Annotated in this window: 19 protein-coding genes; 9 read left to right on the top strand and 10 right to left on the bottom strand. The window is 67.9% G+C overall.

The window, feature by feature from the left end; genetic code table 11:
- The first annotated feature begins 54 nt into the window (after positions 1-54).
- Positions 55-2073, top strand: coding sequence for an acyltransferase family protein (locus AC07NX_RS07835; protein ID WP_494640593.1), 2019 nt, complete (start codon positions 55-57; stop codon positions 2071-2073).
- Positions 2074-3496: 1423 nt separating this feature from the next.
- Here AC07NX_RS07835 and AC07NX_RS07830 read toward each other — a convergent pair.
- On the bottom strand, positions 3497-4579 hold the full coding sequence (locus AC07NX_RS07830) for an acyltransferase family protein (protein WP_494640591.1): 1083 nt from the start codon (positions 4577-4579) through the stop codon (positions 3497-3499).
- 254 nt (positions 4580-4833) lie between these two features.
- Here AC07NX_RS07830 and AC07NX_RS07825 point away from each other — a divergent pair, with 254 nt between their 5' ends.
- Positions 4834-5973, top strand: a complete 1140-nt coding sequence (locus tag AC07NX_RS07825; protein ID WP_494640589.1) for a glycosyltransferase family 4 protein — start codon at positions 4834-4836, stop codon at positions 5971-5973.
- A 15-nt stretch (positions 5974-5988) separates the two neighbouring features.
- Here the strand turns inward: AC07NX_RS07825 and AC07NX_RS07820 are convergent, their stop codons facing one another.
- From AC07NX_RS07820 to AC07NX_RS07810, 3 genes are all read right to left on the bottom strand, one after another.
- Positions 5989-6486 carry a glycosyltransferase gene (locus AC07NX_RS07820; protein ID WP_494640587.1) on the bottom strand — a complete coding sequence of 166 codons (498 nt, stop codon included), beginning with the start codon at positions 6484-6486 and terminating at the stop codon, positions 5989-5991.
- Positions 6465-6896 (bottom strand): glucuronosyltransferase, encoded by a 432-nt coding sequence (locus AC07NX_RS07815; protein WP_494640585.1) that lies wholly within the window; start codon positions 6894-6896, stop codon positions 6465-6467. The genes AC07NX_RS07820 and AC07NX_RS07815 overlap by 22 nt, the downstream gene beginning before the upstream one ends.
- A gap of 227 nt (positions 6897-7123) precedes the next feature.
- The gene (locus AC07NX_RS07810; RefSeq protein ID WP_494640584.1) at positions 7124-9541 is read right to left on the bottom strand and encodes a hypothetical protein; all 2418 of its coding nucleotides are present in this window, start codon (positions 9539-9541) and stop codon (positions 7124-7126) included.
- 334 nt (positions 9542-9875) lie between these two features.
- Here AC07NX_RS07810 and AC07NX_RS07805 point away from each other — a divergent pair, with 334 nt between their 5' ends.
- The 3 genes from AC07NX_RS07805 (at position 9876) to AC07NX_RS07795 (ending at position 13810) form a co-directional block, all read left to right on the top strand.
- Positions 9876-12086 carry a GumC family protein gene (locus AC07NX_RS07805; protein WP_494640583.1) on the top strand — a complete coding sequence of 737 codons (2211 nt, stop codon included), beginning with the start codon at positions 9876-9878 and terminating at the stop codon, positions 12084-12086.
- Positions 12087-12247: 161 nt separating this feature from the next.
- Positions 12248-12718, top strand: coding sequence for a VanZ family protein (locus AC07NX_RS07800; protein WP_494640581.1), 471 nt, complete (start codon positions 12248-12250; stop codon positions 12716-12718).
- A gap of 222 nt (positions 12719-12940) precedes the next feature.
- Positions 12941-13810 carry a transglutaminase-like cysteine peptidase gene (locus AC07NX_RS07795; RefSeq protein ID WP_494640579.1) on the top strand — a complete coding sequence of 290 codons (870 nt, stop codon included), beginning with the start codon at positions 12941-12943 and terminating at the stop codon, positions 13808-13810.
- 78 nt (positions 13811-13888) lie between these two features.
- On the opposite strand, the gene AC07NX_RS07790 is transcribed toward AC07NX_RS07795, so the two are convergent.
- The 5 genes from AC07NX_RS07790 to AC07NX_RS07770 all read right to left on the bottom strand — a co-directional run bounded on the left by AC07NX_RS07790 (position 13889) and on the right by AC07NX_RS07770 (position 18142).
- Positions 13889-14797: a DMT family transporter gene (locus tag AC07NX_RS07790; RefSeq protein ID WP_494640873.1), complete on the bottom strand. Its 909-nt coding sequence runs from the start codon at positions 14795-14797 to the stop codon at positions 13889-13891.
- 33 nt (positions 14798-14830) lie between these two features.
- A complete protein-coding gene (locus AC07NX_RS07785) occupies positions 14831-15718 on the bottom strand; it encodes an SDR family NAD(P)-dependent oxidoreductase (RefSeq protein ID WP_494640577.1) in 888 nt (295 codons plus the stop codon).
- A gap of 109 nt (positions 15719-15827) precedes the next feature.
- Positions 15828-16025, bottom strand: coding sequence for a hypothetical protein (locus AC07NX_RS07780; protein ID WP_494640575.1), 198 nt, complete (start codon positions 16023-16025; stop codon positions 15828-15830).
- Positions 16022-16936: a WecB/TagA/CpsF family glycosyltransferase gene (locus AC07NX_RS07775; protein ID WP_494640573.1), complete on the bottom strand. Its 915-nt coding sequence runs from the start codon at positions 16934-16936 to the stop codon at positions 16022-16024. Before AC07NX_RS07775 ends, AC07NX_RS07780 begins: the two co-directional genes overlap by 4 nt.
- A gap of 207 nt (positions 16937-17143) precedes the next feature.
- Positions 17144-18142, bottom strand: coding sequence for an NADPH:quinone oxidoreductase family protein (locus AC07NX_RS07770; protein ID WP_494640571.1), 999 nt, complete (start codon positions 18140-18142; stop codon positions 17144-17146).
- A 72-nt stretch (positions 18143-18214) separates the two neighbouring features.
- Between AC07NX_RS07770 and AC07NX_RS07765 the strand changes: the two genes are divergently transcribed.
- Together AC07NX_RS07765 and AC07NX_RS07760 are read left to right on the top strand one after the other, a co-directional pair.
- Entirely contained in the window at positions 18215-19093 is an 879-nt protein-coding gene (locus tag AC07NX_RS07765; RefSeq protein WP_494640569.1) for an isoaspartyl peptidase/L-asparaginase family protein, read from the top strand.
- Between the two features lie 165 nt (positions 19094-19258).
- Positions 19259-19507: a DUF6894 family protein gene (locus AC07NX_RS07760; RefSeq protein WP_035075536.1), complete on the top strand. Its 249-nt coding sequence runs from the start codon at positions 19259-19261 to the stop codon at positions 19505-19507.
- Here AC07NX_RS07760 and AC07NX_RS07755 read toward each other — a convergent pair.
- Positions 19482-19961: a MarR family winged helix-turn-helix transcriptional regulator gene (locus AC07NX_RS07755; protein ID WP_494640567.1), complete on the bottom strand. Its 480-nt coding sequence runs from the start codon at positions 19959-19961 to the stop codon at positions 19482-19484. The genes AC07NX_RS07760 and AC07NX_RS07755 overlap by 26 nt on opposite strands.
- A 412-nt stretch (positions 19962-20373) precedes the next feature.
- Between AC07NX_RS07755 and AC07NX_RS07750 the strand changes: the two genes are divergently transcribed.
- Positions 20374-20670 (top strand): hypothetical protein, encoded by a 297-nt coding sequence (locus AC07NX_RS07750; protein ID WP_494640566.1) that lies wholly within the window; start codon positions 20374-20376, stop codon positions 20668-20670.
- 105 nt (positions 20671-20775) lie between these two features.
- The gene (locus AC07NX_RS07745; RefSeq protein WP_494640565.1) at positions 20776-20949 is read left to right on the top strand and encodes a hypothetical protein; all 174 of its coding nucleotides are present in this window, start codon (positions 20776-20778) and stop codon (positions 20947-20949) included.
- Positions 20950-20980: the final 31 nt, after the last annotated feature.

The following is a 20980-nucleotide window of genomic DNA, read 5'->3' as shown; positions in this document are numbered from 1 at the left end:
CGAGGCCGCCCGCGCCTTGCCTCGCGCCGGCCGAACGAAGACAACCGGACCCGCATGATCCAGGAAGCCGCGCACAACGCCGCCCGTTCGCCCGAGCCCGCCGGGTCGCCGACCGCCTGGACCGGCGCCTACCGGCCCGACATCGACGGCCTGCGGGCGATCGCGGTGCTGGCCGTGGTGGTCTTCCACGCCGGCTTCCACGGGCTGCTCGGCGGCTTCATCGGCGTGGACGTCTTCTTCGTCATCTCCGGCTACCTGATCGGCGGCCAGGTCTTCCGCGAAGCCGTCGCGGGGGAATTCCGGTTCTCGCTGTTCTACGCCCGGCGCGTGCGGCGCATCCTGCCGGCCCTCTACGCGCTCCTGGTCGTCCTGTTCGGCCTGGGCGCGTTGCTGTTGACGCCGCTCGAGCTGCGGGAGCTGGGCAAGGAGGCCTTCGCCGCCATCTTCGGCGCCTCCAACGTGCTGTTCTACACCGCCGGCGGCTATTTCGACCCTGCCTCCGACCACCTGCCGCTGCTGATGAGCTGGTCGCTGGGCGTCGAGGAGCAGTTCTACATCGTCTTTCCGGTCCTGGTGCTGCTGTGCCTGAGGATCAGGCCGCGGCTGTTCATGCCGATCCTGATCCTGGGGACCCTGATTTCGTTCGCCGGTTCGATCGTGCTGACGCACCTGAACCCCAAGGCGGCCTTCTACCTCCTGCCGACCCGCGCCTGGGAGCTGGGCCTGGGCGCGATCCTGGCGCTGTCCGAACGGCGGGCGAGCGCCTGGACGATCCCGCGCCCGATCGCCGACCTCGTTGCGGTCGTCGCCTTGGCGGCCCTGGCGGCGGCCATGGCGCTCTACCAGCCCGCCTACGCCTTCCCGGGCTGGTACGCCCTGATCCCGACGATCGCCACGGCGATCCTGATCGCCACGCCCGGCAGCCTGTTCAATCGCCGGGTCCTGTCCTGGAGCCCGTTCGTCTTCATCGGCAGGATCTCCTACTCCTGGTATCTGTGGCACTGGCCGCTGTTCTTCCTGAACCGCATCCTGGCGCCCGACGGCAAGGGCCTGCCCCCCGTCGCGCTGCTGGCCCTGTCCCTGATTCCGGCCGTGGCCTCCTGGCGATGGGTGGAACAGCCCTTCCGCCGCCGCGTCCTCGGGGAGAAGGCGATCCTGGCGCGCTACGGGGTCGTCGCGATGCTGATCGCCCTTCCCGCCCTGGCCTTCTTCATGACCGACGGCTGGCCCGGCCGGTTCTCGCCGGCGGTGCGTCAGATGTCCCGGACCGTCAGCGAGGCCCGGGCCGATCCCTGCCTGGCGCCCTACGGGGCCGTGTCGCCGCAGGATCCGGCGACCTGCCTGCCGGCTTCGGCGGGCCCCCGCGTCCTGGTGCTGGGCGATAGCCACGGCAGCGCGATCGCGCCCGGTTTCAAGGCGCTGGCGGCGCGCGAGGGCTTCGGCTTCGGCCAGATCACCAAGTCCTCGTGCCCACCCCTGTGGGGCTTCGCCCGCGAGGTGCCCGGCCGCATGGGCCACCTGGCGCAGTGCCAGGCTTTCCAGCGGGAGGCCTTCGCCTATGTCGAGCGGCATCCGGAGATCGAGGTCATCGTGCTGGCCAGCTACTGGCCCTCGGAAATGGTCCTGACCGACGGCCAGGGCGCGACTGTTCCGCTGGCCGTCGCCCTGGACGACACGGTGGCGCGCCTGACGGCGGCCAAGCGGCGCGTGGTCCTGGTCGACGACGTCCCCGCCTTCCGGTTCGATCCCTACAGCCGCATCGTCGGCGACAGGATTCCCGCGCGAGCGGCGGCGCAGCGCTTGTTCTCGCGGACGCCCGGCGTCTTGGCCGCCCGCGGCGACGAGCTGTTCGACGATCCCGCAACCCCCGTCCTGCGCTCGGTGGCGGACGCGCGCCCGGGCGTGACCTTCTTCGACACGAAGGCCCGTCTATGCGGCAAGGAAGGCTGCCGCTACGGCGCGCCCGACAGCCTCTACTATTTCGATTTCCAGCATCTGACCGCGACGGGCGCCGGCGCGGCGACGGCAGGTTTCACCTTGCGCGCCCCGGCCACCTCGGCCAGTACTCGCTAAGTCTAGAGTGGATTGATGTATTGATTACCCGGCGGCGCAAACAAACTGAACTGTATGGCGGCCGCGCTGAAGCGAAGGCTCCCTGATGTTGCCCGATTTGTCGCGCACTGATACCAGTTCCGCGCGGGCGGAAGGGTTCGCCGCATCTTCCTTCACCAAGACCAGCAAAGCCGATTTCGTGCAACCGACCGCCACACCGAAGCCATGGCTGGCCAGGCTGGCGACAATGCTCGCGCTGGTGGCGTTCCTGATCGCGTTCGTGGCGCACCAGGGCCGGGTCAGCTTCTACGCGGGCCCCAACGGCCGCACGGTCGCCCTGGCCCTCGAACTTCTGGCCCTGGGCCTGGCCTCGGGCATCTGCATCGTCTACCGCCAGTACGGCATCGTCTTGTGGAGCGTGGTCGCGACCATCTACGCCGCGTCACAGGTCTATTGGTTCTCGGCCGCCTGGGGGCGCGACGCCAACCTCAACGCCATATCGGTCTATATCGGGCTGTTCTCCTCGGTCGTCTTCGTCGCGGCCTTGGTCAACCTCGAGCGCAAGACCCTGATCAACGTCCTGTTCGGGGTGGCGCTGGCCTACGCCCTCTTCTACCTGGCGCTCAGCCTCGGCCTCGGAGGCCTGAAAGCGCCGACGGACCCGGGCGCGGAGAAGCTGTTCATCGCGGCCGACCTGCGGATCGGCCGCCCGTCGCGCTTCGCGATGATGTCGTCCCTGATGGTGTTCGGCCTGTGCCTGTCGTTCACCCGGGCTTTCGTCGCCAGGAAGTGGCTCTATCTGCTGACCTTCGGCCTGTTCGCGGCCGGCATCTGGCTTTCCTACTTCCGCGCGGTCACGGCGGTCACGATCTTCGCGCTCGTCACCTATGTCGTGCTCCGGAACACCAGGCGGGTCGGCGTCCTCTGCTTCCTGGCCTTCTTCGTCGTGTCCCTGGTCCTGATCATCGGCCTGAACGACCACGCGTTCCGGCCCTACGACCTGTTCGGCAAGGACGACTCCTCGGCCACGATCCGCTCGCTGTCCTACGAGGCGACCAAGTACTTCGTGCGGGACTACTGGCTGTTCGGCGTCGGCCTGGCCAGCAGCCGCGACGACACCATCAACCTGATGGCGACGACCACCTTCTTCTTCTCGGACATCGGCGCGGTCGGGGTCTTCTACACGGGCGGCGTCGTCGGGCTGATCATCTTCATGATCATCAGCGCCATCAGCGCCTTTTCCGGCTTCTTCCTCCAGGCCATCGGCTTCGAGCGCGCGGACGCGGACGGCCTGGCCCTGGCCGGTTGCGCCTGCACCTTCCTTGGCGTCATCGCCCCGGACCTGTGGTCGGGATCTTCGACCGTGCTGTCGGCGATCTTTATCGCCGCCTACTACGTCTATCTGAAGAACCGGCCGACGCGCCGCGCGCCGCTCCCGCCCTGGCTAGGGGGCGGAGTTCGGTACCCCTCGTTCGCCCCGCGCCCGCCCGTCCCAGAGCCCCAGAAAACGCCCCTTCAAACGCAGGAAGGGCTGTTCGACCAGTCGGTAGGACAGGTGCGCGGCCACGAGTGAGGCCACGACCGTCAGGACGTCGGTGAGGCGCGAACGCACGCCGGCGAACGAGAAGATCATCAGGATCGGATAGTGCCACAGGTAGAGGCTGTAGGACCGCTTGCCGATCCAGAGCGCGAACGGCGACTTCAGCCATGGGACGAACGGCGCGCGATCGTCCACCGCCAGGGCGACCAGCCAGGCCGCGCAAAGCGCCACCAGGGTGAAGCCCCCATAGCCCAGGAGCGGCGCCGACCAGGGCGTCGAAACCGCGACCACCGCCAGGCCCAGCACCGGCACGGGCCAGAGCTTCAGCAGGATGGCCGGTAGCCGCCGCACGCCCGACAGGGCCAGGGCCGCGCCCAGCAGCAAGCCGTCGGCGCGAGTGTCCGTCCCATTGTACAGGCGCTCGGCGCTGGCGCCGTCCCAGGCCAGGAAGCCGCGCCAAGCCGCCAGGGCCAACATCGCCCCGACCAGAACCATCGCATATCGCTTGTGGTCCAGGCGTCCCGCCGTCGCGTTCAACAACAGCGGCCAGACCAGATAGAACTGTTCTTCCACGCTCAACGACCAGGCATGGCCCAGGAAGCCTCCCCCGGTCCAGCCGGCCGCCCGGGCCCAGTTCATGATGCTGGCCAAGGCGTAGAGCACGTTGCGAAGCTCGCCCCACAGGTCCAACCTCCGGGCGACCAAGGACCCCGCCACCAGCGCCGCCACGACGAACAGCGACACGCCGAGCAAGGCCGGCATGATCCTCAGGAAGCGCCTGGCGTAGAAGCCGCGCAGCGACGCGCGCCCGTCGCGGTCGATCTCCTCGACCAGAAGGCCGGTGATCAGGAAGCCGCTGATGACGAAAAAGATGTCGACCCCGATATGGCCGCCGACCAGGATCCGCGGTCCGAAACAATGGTCGATCACGACCGCCGACACCGCCACGGCGCGGAGCCCGTCGATCTGCGGCAGGTAGCGTCCCATTCGGGCTCCGAAATCACGGGAGAGGCTTCTGACTATCGCGCCCGGGACGCGTTGGGAAGCGACGCCGCCCGCCGGAAGGCCTTGGGAGGCGAGACCGCCGCTGGAATGCACGTTCCAGCGGCCGGGCGCTCACCCTCGCGTCGATCGGAGCCAGTGGACATTGGCGGAAGGCCCGACGCGCGATAAGGCTCTGGCGACGGTCGAGCCCGGCTGGGCCGTCGCGCCGTTCCATCAGAGCATCGGGGCCGCCACCGTTGAAGCGGATCGTCGTCTATACGCGCGCCTGGCGTTCGGGGGCGGGTCTCTACGCCCAAGGTGTCGTGGAAGGCCTGGCCGCGGCGGGGAGCGAAGTCCTGTTCATCGCGCCGGCCGGCTATCCGGAGGACCGCACCGCTCAGCTCGGCAACGTCCGCCGCGTCCGTCCGGTTCGGGAATTGGTCGACGGCGGCTCGCGCCCGCGCCGGGCGTTTTTTTCGCTCGCTCGGGTGGCGGGCGGCCTGGTCGCGCTGCTGGCCGCGCGCTTCACCAGCAGCCGCTTCATTGTCAGCATCCCCGACCCGTTCATCTTCGCGATCTGGCCGTTGATGCTGTTGCGGCTGGCCGGCGCGAAGATCGTCTTCGTCTGCCACGATCCCGAGCCCCATTCCTGGAGCTTGCCCGCGTCCTGGCGATGGCTGGAGCGCGCGGGCTATCGGGCGATCTACGGCTGCGCCTCGGTGATCGTCGTGCTGTCCGAAGCGGGCCGGGGGCCGCTGGTCCGGCTGTTCGACGTGCCCGCCGGCAAGATCGTGGTGTCGCCGCACGGCGCCTTCGACGTGCCCGCCGCGGGGCCTGCGCCGGGCTCCAACACGCTGCTGGCCTTCGGCACGATCCGTCGGAACAAGCAGGTCGCCCTGGCGATGGAGGCGGTCATCGCCGCGCGGGCGGCCGGCTGCCCCGTCCGCTTGATCGTCGCGGGGGCCAAGGATCCCAACGATCCCACCTATCTCGACGAATGCCGGGCGATCGCCGCGCGCTGCCCCGACGGCCTGATCATGGAAACGGGCTTTGTCACGGACGAGCGTGTCAACGAACTCCTCGCGGCCTGCGACGCCCTGCTGATGCCCTACACCGATTTCAACTCGCAGAGCGGCGTGGCCGTGATCGCCGGCATGGCGGGCCGGCCGGTCATCGCCGCTCCGGTGGGCGGCATCGCCGACCTGATCGCCGCGGGGCTGGCCGCGGTCGAGATTCCCACGCCCGTCGACCTGGACGGCGTCACCCGGTCGATCCTGGCCTTCTACGCCACGCCCAGGGCGGAATGGGCGGACCGCGCGGCCCAGGGTCGCGTCCTGCTGAGCCAGGCCCTGGCCTGGCCCCGGATCGGTCGGCAGCTGGCCGGGCTGTTCGACTAGGGCGGGCCGCGCCGTTCAGGGTTTGCAAATGAAGTCGCGCAGCCGGTCCGTGAAGCTGGCCGGCGCGTGAGGCGGCAACTTCTGCGAGCCCGTCAACTCGGCCAGACGCGTCAGATGCTCGATCAAGCCGAGCTCGTCGGACGCGACATAGATACCGGGCACGGCCTTGAAGCGCTCGGCGGTCGCCAGTTGGTGGCCGTTGCGATGTTCGCCGCGCACGTGATCACGGGGCATGATGATGATTGGCTTGCCGTATTCCAACGCGGTCAGGATCGACCCCATGCCCGCATGGCTGATCATGATCGTGGCGTTCAACTGGAGTTCGCGGAAGGCTTCGGGGGCGAGAAACGGAAAAGCCTTCAGCGAGCGAGGCGCGTAGGTCGAGGGCCCGATCTGCGCGACCACGTCCGATCGCCCGGTCGCGATCGCCCAGTCGTCGACCGTGCGCACCAGCCTGTCGAACGGAAGTTGGGTGCCTACGGACAGCAGTATCAAATGACCGACCCGAAGCATTGCACGTCCGGATAGGCGTCCGTGAGGTGAGGCCACTGGGTCAGGCACAGATCCACATGCTTGCGCACGAGGCGGCCGGACAGGGAGAGCTTCTCCGAATTGGCGATGCTGTCGATCCAGACGGTCCGGGCCCCCAGCAGCTTGCCCAGCCGCACGGCGAAGACGCCGGGCGCGGCGCCCGTGGTCACGATGGTGGACGGCCGGAACTTCAGCACGATGAACAGCAACTGCGCGAACATGATCACCAGCGCCACAGGATTCGTCTGGGAGCCGTCCCTCACCACGGCGACCGGCCGCTCGCCGCAGGGCGCGCGCGCGCCCTTCAGCGTCGTAACGCACTGCGCGTCGAAACCCTCGAAGGCTGCGGCCAGCCGCGAGAGCTGGACCCAATGCCCCCCGGCGGACGCCACGAGGAGAAGTCTTGGCGCCGTCATGGTCGCAGGGGCCTTGCCGGGCTTGATCGGCCCAACCTAAACCCTGCCTCCGCACGCAGCGGGCGGTCGATCATGGCCTCATCATTCCCCAAAAGGTTTCTGCGGATCGGACGCCAAGCCTTCCTGCCGGCGAATATAAGCAAGGCTCGACCTTAAGAAATGCCATTGAAACATTTTGGCTCAAAATTGAGGCCATGCACGCTTCACGACCCCAAAAAATAGCATTCTTTATCGTCCCCAAACGTGTAATGCCCCGGTTTACACGCTGAGGGCTGCCCAAATCGCCATCCAGACCCTTTGAAGCCGAGATAGACACGACCGAACACATCCTTGTCTGCATCCATGGCGACGACTTCATCAAGCGCACCGACGGGAAATTCGCCGATCCGCACCCAGCTCACCGCATTGTCTACCGATCGCCATACACCGTAGCGACCGTCAATCCGCCCCGTAACATAAATGGCCGGATAATCCCGTTCGGGCGCGGCCTTGCCGAAGGCGATGTCGTGTACTGCTTGCACCCGGCGCAGCGCGGTCCAGGTCCGACCGCCGTCGACGGACCGCCGAAGGGCCGTGTCCCCCGGGCCGGACACGCCCGAAGTGAAGAAGAGCTGACCCGCCTGGCCGGGAACGACCCTGAGCTTGGCGCTGTAGCGGCTGCCCGGCGCGATCTCGCCCTTGTAGACCCTCGACCAGTCCGCGCCGCCGTTACGGGTAAGCCACAGGCCGGTGAGCCCCGGGTTGAGGCCGTCGCCGCTGTGGACCAGGTAGAAGGTCCGAGCCAGCACCTTGTCGGCGGCCAGGGTCTTGCGGTGGAAGTAGTAGTCGGCGTGCGAACCGGTGTTGGGCGGCCGCTCGCCGGGCAGGACCACGCGCCGCCAGGTCCGCCCCATGTCCATCGTGTAGAAGGGCGAACGATTGTGGGTGGGCGCCCAGACGATATTGCGCGCGTCGTCGGCCGCGACCGCGATGGCTCCAAACGCCATGCGCCATGGATCGGACAAGGTCGTCCCGGGCGGTTGCGGCAAGGTCGCGAACTTCGACCAGGTCTGGCCGCCGTCCTCGCTATAGCCGGCGAGCACGGCGTCGCCGTCCTCCGAACAGCAATCGGTGCGGGTGTCCGAGGCGTTCGTGACGAAGAAGCCGGGCTGGGCCGGCGTCCAGTCCAGCTGCTGCGCGGCGATCAGCACCCGCTCCTTGGGGCCGTAGCTCGTCGAAAAGCGCTCCAGATCGTCGCGCCGATGGATGCCGAAATCCCAGGCCGCGAACAGCGGCAGCTGGCCCGGCGCGGCGCTGACGTCGTTGGCGACCAGCTCCTCAATGCCCCGGGCCTGGCTTTCCCAGGTGATGTTTCCCAGCGGCCAGGCGATATCGCCGAAATAGACGCCCGTGCCGGCGGCGTTCCAGATCCGGCCTCGAATGACGGGATCGAACACCACTTGGCCGGTGGCGAAGAAGCCCTTGTCGGCCACGCGCAGCCAGGGCGGGTCGCCCTTGCCGACCCGCGCGCTGGTCAGGACGCGAGACCACCGCAGGCCGCCGTTGTCGCTGCGGATCGCGTGACCGCCTTCGTCGAAGACATAGATCGATCCGTCGGCCGGATTGACGGCGACGCTGCCGAACGGCGCCGGGGCCACGCCGGCCGCCCGCGTAAGGTCCTCCCACGCCCCTCCCGAGAACTTCCAGATCTTCTTGTGATCGTGGTCGACGCCGTAGAACGCTCCGTCGGGGCCGAAGGCGCCTTGGCGCAGGCTGGCCGGCTGGGGGTCCCTCGGCGAGACGAGGGGCGTGAAGCTTCGGCCGCCGTCGAGCGAGCGCGCGACCCCGCCTCCGGCCGACGCCACCCAGACCTGCGCGCCATCCGGCGAGAACCACACGACCAGTCCGGGCCTGGGTTCCGGCGCCGCGCGGCCCGGGCCAAGCCCTCCAGGCGCCGTCGCGATCCTGGTCCAGTCGCGGCCGCCATTTTCCGATCGCCACAATCCGTCGTTCGGCGTGCCCAGGAGCACAAGGTCCGGATCCCGGGGCGAGACGCCCATGAACGGGCCATAGTGCCGAAAGGGGCTGTTGGCGTCGAAGGTCACCAGCGGCAGGCTGGTTCGAACGAAGCTGCGCCCGCGGTCGTTCGAGCGGTACACCCCGCCGTGGATGGCCATGTAGATCCGATCCGGATCGGAGGGCGCGACCACGGCTTCATAGACGCCCTCGTTCAGCGTCATCGGCTTGTGATCCTCGGATGGCATGCTCGCCGTCGTGACCAGTTGAAGCCAGCGGTTCGTCTCGGGCCGCCAGAGATAGGCGCCATAGACGTCGGTTCTGACGATCCGGGTCAAACCCCTGGCGTCGGCGCTGTACCCCGTGATGAAGCCTCCCCCGCCGATCGCCACGGGACGCCAAGCGTAGGCCCGGGCCGTCGCCTCGGCCACTGGCGGCGCGAGGGCCCTGGCCGGAACCTCCCCGGGTCCCGCCGACTGGTCCGCGGCCAACGCCAGAAGAGCGAGGACGAACGCCGAAAGCATCATGCAACTCCTGAACACATTCCCCCCTGAACCCCCGAGCGGGTCTTGGTCGAGACTGTACATCAGCCCACCGCCTACAGGCTTTTCCCAGTCGTCGGTCAACGGAACGCCGCGGCAAGCTGCACTGTTACAGAACCTACACGGCGCCCAGCGCGTAGGCGCTTTTCTATTTCGGGGCCCCGGGCGCCAGAATCCTGACGCGCTTGTTGTCCAAACTTGGTTGACTTCGTTTTTACCCCTTCGCTTGCGTTCGGGGGGTGTGCTAGTGGAGCCCGGTTTGGCGCTCGCCATGCATGAGATCGAAAAACAGAGAAACGCTTTCGAAAGGTGGGTTGTGAACTATGCATCCACTATCAGGAAGTGGCTCACGCCTTCACTGCGTATTTGTTCACATCGACTAAACGCAGCCCTTTAGAAATGGATCTGGCGAAGATTAATGGAAAACAGTGTTGATACGCAGCCGCAGACGAGCCGCGCCCGCGGGTCTTCTGGCGAGACCATCGATGTTGAACGCCTGATCGCCGCATTCCGGCGTCGCTTGTGGCTGTTCCTGGCCGTGGCCGGCGTGATCGCCGCGGCCCTGCTGTTCGTGATGCTTCGGCAAACGCCGATGTACACGGCGACCGCCAATGTCATGATCAACACGCGTACGGAGAAGGTCGTCGATTCCCAGGCGGTCCTGTCCGGCCTGACGGCGGACACCGGCACGGTGGACACCGAGGTCGAGATCCTCAAGTCTCCCCAGTTGGCCGCAACCGTCGTCGACACTCTCAAGCTCGACAAGGATCCGGAATTCAACGCCGCCCTCCAGTCGCCGGGCCTGATCGGCAGCATCCTGGGCGGCAAGAAGGCCGCGACCGAACGCGCCGCGCCCGGCGCGGCCGAAGCCGAGAAGCAGGCCGTCATCGCCGCGGTCGGCAAGCAGCTGACCGTTCGTCGCGTGGGCCTGACCTACTCGATCACGATCAGCTTCCAGTCGACGTCGGCCATGAAGTCCGCCGCGATCGCCAACGCCTTCGCCGACGCCTACATCCGGTCGCAGCTGACCGCGAAGTTCGACGCCACTCGCCAGGCCAACAGCTTCCTGAACACCCGCCTGGACACCCTGCGCACCCAGCTGCAGGAGGCCGACGCGGCCGTCTCCAACTACCGCGTCGCCAACAACCTGCTCAGCTCGGAAGGCACCACGCTCACCGAGCAGGAAATCTCCGCCTACAACCAGCAACTGGCCCAGGCCCGCGCTCAGCAAGCCGAGGATGAGGCTCGCCTGCGCACCGCTCGCGCGCAGCTGGCCGCCGGCTCCAACGGCGACGACGTCGGCGAAGCCCTGAGCTCCCAGGTCGTGCAGAACCTGCGCGCCCAGCGCGCGGTGGTCAGCGGCCGCGTGGCCGAGATGTCGGGCCGCTACGGCGACCGCCACCCCGACATGGTGCGGGCCCAGCGCGAACTGGCCGACATCGACCAACAGATCCAGGCCGAAATCCGCCGCATCGTCTCCAACCTCGAAGCCCGCGTCCGCGTCTCCCAGCAGCGTACGGCCTCCGTGGAAGCCAGCCTCGGCGGCGCCCGCGGCACCCTGGCCGCCAACAGCGCGGCCTCGGTCCACCTGAAGGAGCTCGAGGGCAACGCGGAAGCCGCCCGCAACGTCTACCAGAGCTTCCTGGACCGCTATAAGCAGACCGGCGCTCAAGAAGGCGTCGAACAGGCTGACGCCCGGGTCGTGTCCCACGCCGTTCCGCCTTCCCGCCAGAGCTCGCCCAACGTGATGCTGGCCCTGGCGCTGAGCGTGATCGTCGGCGCCGGCGCGGGCCTGGCGGCGGTCGTCATCGCCGAGATCATGGACGCTGGCCTGGCGACCTCGGATGATGTCGAACGCAAGATCGGCCTCGCCAGCATCGCCTCGATCCCCCTGATGTCGTCGGTCGCCGAAGCGAACGAACGCGGCATCCAGCCGATCGACTACGTCCTTCGCAAACCCCTGTCCGGCTTCGCGGAGGCCTTCCGCTCGCTGCGCACCTCGATCCTCTACGCGGTGCCCGGCCAGCAGGGTAAGATCGTGGTCCTGACCTCCGCCCTGCCGGGCGAAGGCAAGACCACCACCTCGATCTGCCTGGCGCGCGTCGCCGCCCAGGCCGGCAGCAAGGTGCTGCTGCTCGATTGCGACCTGCGCCGCCGCGCCGTCACCCGCACCCTGGGCCTGACGCCGGAAAAGGGCCTGGCCGAGGTGCTGCACGGCACCGCGGCGCTGGAGAGCGCCGTGCTGCTGGACCAGGCCTCGGGCGCCTACGTCCTGCCGCTGGCGCACACCGCCTCGTCCACCGAGGACGTCTTCGGCCTGCCGGCGATGGACCAGCTCCTGACCCGCGCCCGCGCCTCGTTCGATCTGATCATCCTCGACACCGCGCCGGTGCTGGCCCTGGCCGACACGCGGATCCTGGCGGGCAAGACCGACCTGGTCGTGCTTCTGGCCCGCTGGCGCAAGACCCCGGCCCGGGCCATCGGCGCCTCGGTTCGCCTGCTGCAGCAGGCGAACGCCCAGATCGCCGGCGTGGCCCTGACCCAGGTCGACATGAACGCTCAGTCCAAGCACGGCTACGGCGACGCCGGATACTACTACGACGAGTATAAGAAGTACTACGCGAGCTAGAACGCCCGCAGATCTTTCGGGAAAGCCCGCCACCGTCTGGTGGCGGGCTTTTCTTTTGCCTCGTTGATCAATTTTCTTAAATATTACCCGGCATTAAGCATACGAATTTACCAGGAGTTGAAGTCGACAGATGAAAGTGCGCCAACAAGGAGCACCTTCCGATGTTGACGCCGCGCACCCTGCAACGATGCTTTAAGCTCTTCTTCGCCATTGCGTTCGCCAGCCTGCTGGTCGTGATGCTGGGCCCGTTCCAGGACCTCGAATTGCGGTTCGGCTTCACCGACAAGGAAGCCCACGCCATCGCCTTCTTCGCGGTGACCAACGCCCTGTTCATCATCGCTCCCCGTCGGCGGCGAACCGACCTGGCCGTGGTCGCCGCGGCGTTGGGCCTGGCCATCGAACTCCTGCAAGGGCTGACCGGCCGCGAGATGTCGCTCGCCGACTTCATGGCCGATGCGGCGGGGATCACCGCGGCCGTTCTGCCCGGCATGGTCGAGCGCCTGCGCCATCAGCTTCGCGTCCATCCCGACCTCAGCGTCCGGCAACTGCGGGCGATGGACAGGCGCAAGCGTCGTCGTCGCCGTCCCGCCCCCGAGGTTCAGGACGCGGCCTCCTCGGCCAATCCGGCCTGACCGGCGCCACTCCATCTCAAGCCGGCGACGCACCAACGTCGCCGGCTTTTTTATTGCGCCCAAATAGCCAAGCTTATTAACTAGCTTATTTTGCCTAGGGGAAATCCCTTACTTAGTTTACCGGGAATTTACTATAACCGTATACTTACATTTACCCATTTATCTACGGCCGTTATTATCATTTAGTTGCGATATTCGATCCCGAACAGGGGATGAATATCCATGCGCCATCGGTCCGCCCTCAGCCTCCTGGCTTTTGCGTTCGCGCCCGCCCTCGCCATCGCGGCGCCGATGAAGGTCGCGCCGCCCATGCCCCTGGGCGCCCCTACCGCGGCGCCGATCGGCTTCACCGACCTCTGCCAGCGCCAACCCATCGAGTGCGTGGACGGCATCCGTGGCGGCGACATCGACGCCGGCCAGGCGGCCAAGCTCGCGGAGGTCCGCCAATGGGCCGGCCAGGCCCGCTGGGCCGCCGTGTTCGGACGCACGACCGCCGAACTCAGCGAAGCCCCCGCCTCGGCCTCGGCCTATCCGAGCTATATCAGCCGCCCGCTCGCGCCGCGATCGAGCGTCACGTTGTTCAGACCCGTCGCGCCCACCTTGGTGGACGACGAGGCGATGGAAGAAATGGACCCGACGGTCGTCGACGCCCCGGTCTCGCCGGTCGAGGATGAGCCGGCGCCGCCGATCGTCAGCCAGTTGAGCGACCGCGAGCTGCAGCGCATCAACACCCAGATCAACCGCTCGATCCGCCGCTCCGACGACTACGCCGCCTATGGGCGCGCCGACTACTGGGCCGCCGGCGTCGACCACGTCAGGCGCGGTGACTGCGAGGACTACGCCCTGGCCAAGCGGCGCGCGCTGATCGAGGCGGGCGCTCCGGGCGAGGCCCTGTCGATCGCCATCGTCCGCACCTTCCGCGGCGAAATGCACGCCGTGCTGCTGGTGGCCACCCCCCAGGGCGAAGTCGTGCTCGACAACCTGTCGCCCTGGATCCTGCCTTGGAACGAAGCGCCCTATCAGTGGCTGGACCGCCAGGCGCCCGGCGCGCCCACCCAGTGGGTCCATGTCGGCGTGGGCATGCGCTCCTAGAGCATCGAGCCGGCCTTCCGCGGAAACGGCGGCGAACAAGACCCTGGGCAGGCCGCGCTCCGATGTCGCGCGGCCTGCCTAGACGCGCGCGCGACGCGACAGCTGGTGCTCGCGCCAGCTGATGAACAGGGTCGAGGCCACGACGATCGCCGCGCCCGCCAGCACCGCCGGGCTGGGCGTCTCATGGAACAGCGCCAGGCCGGCGACCACCGCGAACACCAGGCGGGTATAGTCGATCGGCGCCATCACCGCCGCCTCGCCAGCCTGCATGCCCTTGATGTAGCAACCCTGGGTCAGGGTCCCGATCACGCCCATCAGGGCCAGCAGCCCCAGGTCCGGCAAGCTTGGCCAGCGCCAGACGAACAGGGCCGGCGGGATCGAGAAGGCCAGGCCCAGACCGGCCGCATAGACCAGCAAGGTGAAGGGCGAATGGTCGCGGGTCATCACCTTCATGCCGGTGACGGTCAGGGCGAACAGCAGCGCCGAGGCCAGGGCGGCGGCCTGCGGCCAACCCAGCCCGTGGGCCGCGTCGCCGCCGCCGGGCCTCAGCATGATCAGCACCCCGACGAAACCGACCAGGGCCGCGCCGATGCGCAGAGGTCCGACGGGTTCGCCCAGCACCAGCGCCGCCAGCGGAACCAGCCACAGGGTGCGGGTGAACGACAGGGCGTTGGCGTCGGCCAGGGGCAGTTCCTGATAGGCGTAGAAGGCCAGGATCATCGCCAGCACCCCGGCGCTGGACCGGAAGACCAGGATGCCCGGCCGCGTGGTCCGCAAGGCGCCGCGCCAGTCGCGGGCCACCAGCGGCAGCAGGATGATCGCGCCCGCCAACTGCCGGTAGAAGGCCTGCAGCGCGGCCGGATAGCCGCTCCCCAGGAACTTGATCAGGATGGTCATGGCCGTGAACAGAACCGCCGAGGCCAGCATCCACAGCGCGCCGCGCAGGTTGGGCGTGAGCCGGGCCCCGAGCGCCGGGCCGCCCCCGATCAGGCTCACGGACCCACCTTCATCGGTCCGCCTTCACTGGCCCTGCGAGGCGATCAGCGCCGCCCGCATCTGCTCGGCCTGTTCGGGGGTTATCCCCATGGCCGACAGCAGCGGCGAAGGGGCGGCGTGGTCCCAGGCATGCCGGCCGCCGATCGTGACGCCGCCGTCGACCACGATGTGCGTGCCGGTCACGAATTCGGAATCGTCGCTGGCCAGATAGAGCGCCGCGCGGGCGATGTCGTCGGGCAGGCCCGCCTTGGGGATCGGCTGGATCTTCGGCCCGACCTCGGCTACCCGGGCGGCCATCTGGTCGGCGACCTCGCGCGGCAGGCCCATCGACGCCCCGAAGATCGAGGTGGCGATCAGGCCGGGGCAGATGGCGTTGACCCGGACCTTCAGCGGCGACAGCTCGGCCGCCGCGCACCGGCTCATATGGATCACCGCCGCCTTGGCCGTGGAGTAGGCCAGCGGCCCGAAACCCGCCTGGAGACCGGCGATCGAGGCGGTATTGATGATGCTGCCGCCGCCGCGCTTCAGCATCAGGGGCAGGGCGTGCTTCATGCCCAGCACCGGTCCGCGCAGCAGCAGGGCGAAGGTGGCGTCCCAGCCCTCGGCGGTCATGTCGGCCACGCCATTGGGCGCCCCGCCATGGCCGGCGTTGTTGAACAGGATGTCGAGGCCGCCGAAGGCGTCCTGGGCCAGGGCCAGGGCAGCGGCGACCTGGCTTTCGTGGGTCACGTCGCAGGGGGCGAAGCGGACCTGGCCGGGGAAACGCTGCTCCAGCATCTCGCCCTTCTCGATCTGCAGGTCGGCGGCGACGACCTTCGCGCCGTGGGCCGCGAACAGCTCCACCGTTCCCAGCCCGATGCCCGAACATCCGCCGGTGATCACCGCAACCTTGCCGTCCAGACGTCCCGCCATGCCGCCGCTCCCTTTGGCCGCGCGCGGCCTCTGGAAGGCGGGCCGCTGCGTCAGGCGCGGCTATCCTGGCGCGGCGGGACGCGCCTGGCCAGGACTAAGTGAACAGCGTTCAGGCTTGCTGGCTGGCCGGCGACGGCTGAGGCCGGTTGAACACCAGGTTGAACAGCAGCCAGATCGCGCAGGGCAGCAGGACGACCGCCCAGGCCAGGACGAGCCCGGCCAGGCCAAAGATCGCCGCGACGCGTTGCGCGATATTGGGCCGCTCGGTCTTTCGGTGAGGCGACGGCATGTAGATTTTCAGGCTCATTGTCCCCCCAGAACATCAGAGCGCGCCAAATCCGAGGCTCGCACATACTCCGCGCGAGCATCCGGAATTTTACTGGAAACGGCCTGTCGCGCCAAGGCGCGACGCACATCCCGCAAGGCCGGACCCATCAGGTGCCACGGTTCTACGCAATACCGGGTGAACAGGCGCCGCGGATCGACCACCAGCCGGAACAGCCACTCCATGCCCACCTGCCCCATCCAGCGGGGCGACGGACGCTGGACGCCGGCCTCGTAGTCGAACGCGCCGCCGACCGTGAAGGTCACGCAGGGACCCAGCCTGGCCTGGTTCTCCAGAACCCAGATCTCCTGGCGCGGCATGCCCATGCCGACCAGCACGATGTCGGGCCGATAGGCGTTGATCGCGTCGACCACCGCCTGGTTCTCGGCCGAGCCGGAGGCGACATCGAAATAGCCATGATGCGTGCGGATCCGCGCGCCCGGCCAGTCTTCCTGGATCCTCGCGGTCGCCTTCTCGCCGACCCCCGGGGCGCCGCCGACGAAGAACACCTTCCAGTTTTCCTGGATGGCCCGCTCCCAGAAGGCGTCGCGCCAGTCCAGATAGGTGCAACGATGGAAACGGCGGCTGGCCCGGCCGACGATGCGCGCCCAAAAGATCAGCGGCACGGAATCGACCTCGATCAGGTCGGACCTGGCGAAGAACTCGGCGATCTTCTCGTCCCTGCGGATCAGATACAGGCTGTGCAGGTTGTGATTGGCCACCACGGCGCTTTCGCGCGCGGCGATCTTGCCGGCCACGAAGTGGAAGACTTCCTCTGGACGGACCAGGTCCATCGACCCGCCGAGCACTTGCACGCGCTCTTCGGGACGGCGGCTCATGCGGAAGTTCTGACGCACCTCTGGAGAGCTGGCGTCTCTCGCTGGAAGAAACATCTTACCCGACTCCGACGATTTGGAGCACAGGTCTACAGGAATAGGCTTAGCCTTTCCCCAAGAAGGATGATTAGCGAGACTTAACCTTGAAAACACCCATTCAAGAACAGTTCACCATTTAAGCAACTGACGACGCAGGCGGACCGGGCTCTCGGGACATCGCGATTCAACACAATCTCCGGTTCGCCTGTGTCGCGTTGTCGCGGATTATTCGTTGACGACCACGACCTTCCCCATGGCCTTGCGGCTGGCCAGGTGAGCGATCGCGTCGCCCGCCTTGGCCAGGGGGAACCGCTCGGAGACGTAGGGCCGGATCTTGCCCGCGGCATAGAGATCCATCAGCTCCTGGACGTTCCGGGCGTGCCCCTCGGGATCGCGGGCCACCGCCGCGCCCCAGAACACGCCCACGATGTCGCACGACTTCAGCAGGGTCAGGTTCAGCGGGATCTTCGGTATGCCGGACGGGAAGCCGATCACCAGGAACCGGCCGTTCCAGCCGGCCGCGCGGATCGTGGCTTCGGAATAGTCGCCGCCGACCGCGTCATAGGCCACGTCCCAACCGCCGGGACCACAGGCGTCCTTGATCAGGGTCGCCAGGGCCTTCTGGCCGTCCTTGTCGAAGGGGCCGCGCGGATAGACCACGCCGGCGTCGGCGCCATGGCGGATGGCCAGGTCCACCTTCTCCTGGCTGGAACAGGCGGCGATCACCCGGGCCCCGGCCGCCTTGCCCAGTTCGACCGCCGCCAGCCCCACGCCGCCCGCCGCGCCCAGCACCAGCAGGGTCTCGCCGGCCTTCAGGCGGCCGCGGTCCTTCAAGGCGTAGTACGAGGTGCCGTAGGTCAGGATGAAGGCGGCCGCCTCGTCGAACGGCATGGCGTCGGGGATCGGCGTGCAGCGCGCGGCGTCCAGCGCCACCTGCTCGGCCATGCCGCCCCAGCCGGTCGAGGCCAGCACCCGCTGGCCGACCTTCAGCGCCGTGACGCCCTCGCCCACCGCCGTCACGAGGCCCGACACCTCGCCGCCCGGCGCGAAGGGCCGCTCGGGCTTGAACTGGTACTTGTCCTCGATGATCAGGACGTCCGGATAGTTGACGCCGCAGGCCTTGACCTTCAGCACCACCTGTCCGGGACCGGGAACGGGGTCGGGCAGGTCTTCCAGCACCAGGGTCTCGGGTCCGCCGACCACCTTGCTGAGCACCGCCTTCATCTCGCCTCTCCCTGCGTTTGTCTTTAAGAGCGGGCCGGACGCTAGCGCACGCCGGACGGCCAAGGAAGCAGAATGTCAAACAAACGTTTTACCCTGGCCCTGCACGGCGGCGCGGGGGCCAAGCGGGGCCACGACTACGGCGCCGAACTCGCCCATATGCGCGGCCTGGTCGAGGCGGCGCGCGAGCGGCTGACGGCGGGGGCCAGCGCCCTGGACGTGGCCGTCGAGACCGTGGTCGCCCTCGAGGCCTCGGGTCTCTACATCGCCGGCAAGGGCGCTTCGCCCAACGCCGACGGCGAATATGAGCTGGACGCCAGCCTGATGGACGGCGCCACCCTGCGCGCCGGGTCGGTGGCCGCCCTGCAAGGCTTCGAGAGCCCCATCCTGGCCGCCCGCGCGGTGATGGAGAGGACGCCGCACGTGATGCTGGCCGGCGAGGGCGCCATGGCCTTCGCCCGCGAGCAGGGCCTGAAGGCGATCGCCGATCCTGAGACATGGTTCACCCATGCCGGCACCTTCGAGGCCAATCACGCGCCGGATGTCCTGCCGACCGGCACCGTCGGCTGCGTGGTCCGGGACGCCGAGGGGCGGCTGGCGGCGGCGACCTCGACGGCCGGGGTGTTCGGCAAGCTGCCGGGCCGGGTCGGCGACTCGCCCGTCATCGGGGCCGGCGCCTGGGCGGACGGTCATGCGGCGGTGTCCTGCACCGGCCAGGGCGAATACTTCATCCGCACCGCGGTGGCCGCCCAGATCGCCCATCGGGTGCGGTTCGGCGGCGAGAGCCTGGAGGCCGCCGCCCAGGCCGCCATCCAAGGCGTGGCGGACCTTGGCGGCCACGGCGGCCTGATCGCCGTGGATCGGGACGGCGAAGTGGCCATGCCGTTCGCCTCCAGCGGCCTCAAGCGCGCGGCCCTACTGCCCGACGGGACGATCGTGGCCGAGGCGTTCTAGGTCCCGTCGCGGGGAAGGCGTCGCGCATACGCCCCTCGGCGTATCCGAACGACACGCCCGCCACGCGGACGAGGCCGGAAAATTCACCTCGCGGGCGAAGCCTGGCCCATTCTGGCGCCGCCCTTGCGTCGAGCCCCTTCGGTGCAGCGCGAGAAGGGCCGAACAATGCCTCGTTTTCATTTCGAAGCCCAGGGTTCAGAACGGTTCGCCGACCCCGAGGGCATGGTGCTGAGGAACCTGGCCGCCGCGCGCCTGGAAGCCGCCCGGCTCGCGGCGGCCCTGGTGCGCGACTATCCCGAGGTGTTCACCGAGCCAAGAAGCTGGCGCATGTGCATCCTGGACGACGACGGCAATACGCTCGAAGCCCAGCCGTTCGATGCGCTCGATCTCAAGCCGAACGCGAACGACGACTGACCGCATCGCCCGGGCGATCGGTCGAGGACCGCGGCGATAGAAGTCTGGCCAGGTCGTGCGCAAGATCGGCCTGCCGGCCCGGGTCGAGAACCGAAAGCAGTTGGCTTTCAACGGCCTCGACCTCCGCGCTGACCCGACTGGCCAAGGCGCCGCCGTCGGGAGAAACCCGCACGATCACCGCGCGGCGATCGCCAAGCAAGGCGGAACGGATGACGCAGCCCCTGGCGATCAGGCCGTCGACGGTGCGGGTCAGGGACGTGCGGTCGATGGCGCTGGCCTGGGCCAGCTCGGTCATGCTGCACTCGCCGCGCTTCCGGAGCGTCCCAAGCGCCATCCATTGGGTGAGGTTGAGGTCGTGGTGCCCGAGAACCTCGGTCACCAGCGCCCTTCGGTGTTGCTCGACGCGGTAGAGCAGATCGGTCAGGGCGGCGACGGTGGTCACGATCGCGATCATCTCCGTGGAGAGTCTCCAGAAAGCCATCGCGAGTGGGCGACATTGGGGCGCGGCCCCGGCGACGAGGCGCCGAAATCTCCCACCTGGCGACCGGAGCTTCAGCGTCTCAAGTCTGGACATGCCAAGCGTGGCCGTGCCGTCCTTGCACGCCGCAGCTTTCGTCCGCCCCCCGCGTCGGTCCGCATTGGCAACCTGGCGATCTATCGTGAAAGCTGAACCGCGTCGCGCCCCGCGCGGCGCTGTCCGCCTCCGTTCCCGACCAGGACGCCCTAACCCTTTCAATTGTAAACAATTGTGCTTCTCGAAAAAGAAACGTAAAAATTGCAAAGTTAACCATGGCCAAGATCGCCAACGTCATGCAAAAGTAAACCGTCGGATTAAGCTAGTATATGATTTGTTGAAGGAGGCCCGCATGCAAGCGCTATGCGGTCGATTACTTGGCGCGGCCGATTTGATAAACACGCCAGAAACCGCGGCGGCGATTTTCAAGCTTGCCGTGGCGACGAACGACTCCGAGTTTCTTCTACGGTCGCTACGGGTTCTGTCGCATTCAAAGGGCATGTCCGACGCGCTGGCCTGGTCGGGGATGCCTGGCGACTTGCCGCGCCGAGCGATTGAGAATGAGGGATTCACCCGGGTGCAGGCGCTGACCGAGGTCACCCGATGCCTGACCGCCCGTCTGGACGCCCCGGCCTCGACGATCGACTGAGCCGGGCGCGCCGGCGCCGAGTAGGCAAGCGCGGATGTTTTACGCCCACCACAACCCGTGATTTATCTCAACACGCGCGGCATGCGAAAATCAGCGTGACCCGCCATGCAAACGTTGCCTGTCGTCGAGTGGCAGGATGGATGGCGCGTCGAACAGGACGGCGAAGTCATCTTCGCCAGTCCGTTCGAAGAGCGGTGCTTCGTTTATGCCCTGGAAGCCAGCAGCCAGCTTTTCGAGGAAGGCGTCAGGGCCGAGGTCGCCCTTCGGCGCCTAGCCTGAAACCGCCGCGCCCGACACTCCGACCGTCACT

The sequence above is a fragment of the Caulobacter sp. GW821-FHT09A05 genome (genome assembly GCF_059418465.1).
The sequence above is the reverse complement of the archived record's forward strand: the minus strand, read 5'-3'. Positions and strand labels throughout refer to the sequence as shown.

Excerpts from the sequence above, each read along its gene's own strand:
- AC07NX_RS07835 (WP_494640593.1), top strand. The coding sequence starts at position 55 with ATGATCCAGGAAGCCGCGCACAACGCCGCCCGTTCGCCCGAGCCCGCC.
- AC07NX_RS07830 (WP_494640591.1), bottom strand. The coding sequence starts at position 4,579 with ATGGGACGCTACCTGCCGCAGATCGACGGGCTCCGCGCCGTGGCGGTG.
- AC07NX_RS07820 (WP_494640587.1), bottom strand. The coding sequence starts at position 6,486 with ATGCTTCGGGTCGGTCATTTGATACTGCTGTCCGTAGGCACCCAACTT.
- AC07NX_RS07805 (WP_494640583.1), top strand. The coding sequence starts at position 9,876 with ATGGAAAACAGTGTTGATACGCAGCCGCAGACGAGCCGCGCCCGCGGG.
- AC07NX_RS07800 (WP_494640581.1), top strand. The coding sequence starts at position 12,248 with ATGTTGACGCCGCGCACCCTGCAACGATGCTTTAAGCTCTTCTTCGCC.
- AC07NX_RS07795 (WP_494640579.1), top strand. The coding sequence starts at position 12,941 with ATGCGCCATCGGTCCGCCCTCAGCCTCCTGGCTTTTGCGTTCGCGCCC.
- AC07NX_RS07785 (WP_494640577.1), bottom strand. The coding sequence starts at position 15,718 with ATGGCGGGACGTCTGGACGGCAAGGTTGCGGTGATCACCGGCGGATGT.
- AC07NX_RS07780 (WP_494640575.1), bottom strand. The coding sequence starts at position 16,025 with ATGAGCCTGAAAATCTACATGCCGTCGCCTCACCGAAAGACCGAGCGG.
- AC07NX_RS07775 (WP_494640573.1), bottom strand. The coding sequence starts at position 16,936 with ATGTTTCTTCCAGCGAGAGACGCCAGCTCTCCAGAGGTGCGTCAGAAC.
- AC07NX_RS07770 (WP_494640571.1), bottom strand. The coding sequence starts at position 18,142 with ATGAAGGCGGTGCTCAGCAAGGTGGTCGGCGGACCCGAGACCCTGGTG.
- AC07NX_RS07765 (WP_494640569.1), top strand. The coding sequence starts at position 18,215 with ATGTCAAACAAACGTTTTACCCTGGCCCTGCACGGCGGCGCGGGGGCC.
- AC07NX_RS07760 (WP_035075536.1), top strand. The coding sequence starts at position 19,259 with ATGCCTCGTTTTCATTTCGAAGCCCAGGGTTCAGAACGGTTCGCCGAC.
- AC07NX_RS07755 (WP_494640567.1), bottom strand. The coding sequence starts at position 19,961 with ATGATCGCGATCGTGACCACCGTCGCCGCCCTGACCGATCTGCTCTAC.
- AC07NX_RS07750 (WP_494640566.1), top strand. The coding sequence starts at position 20,374 with ATGCAAGCGCTATGCGGTCGATTACTTGGCGCGGCCGATTTGATAAAC.
- AC07NX_RS07745 (WP_494640565.1), top strand. The coding sequence starts at position 20,776 with ATGCAAACGTTGCCTGTCGTCGAGTGGCAGGATGGATGGCGCGTCGAA.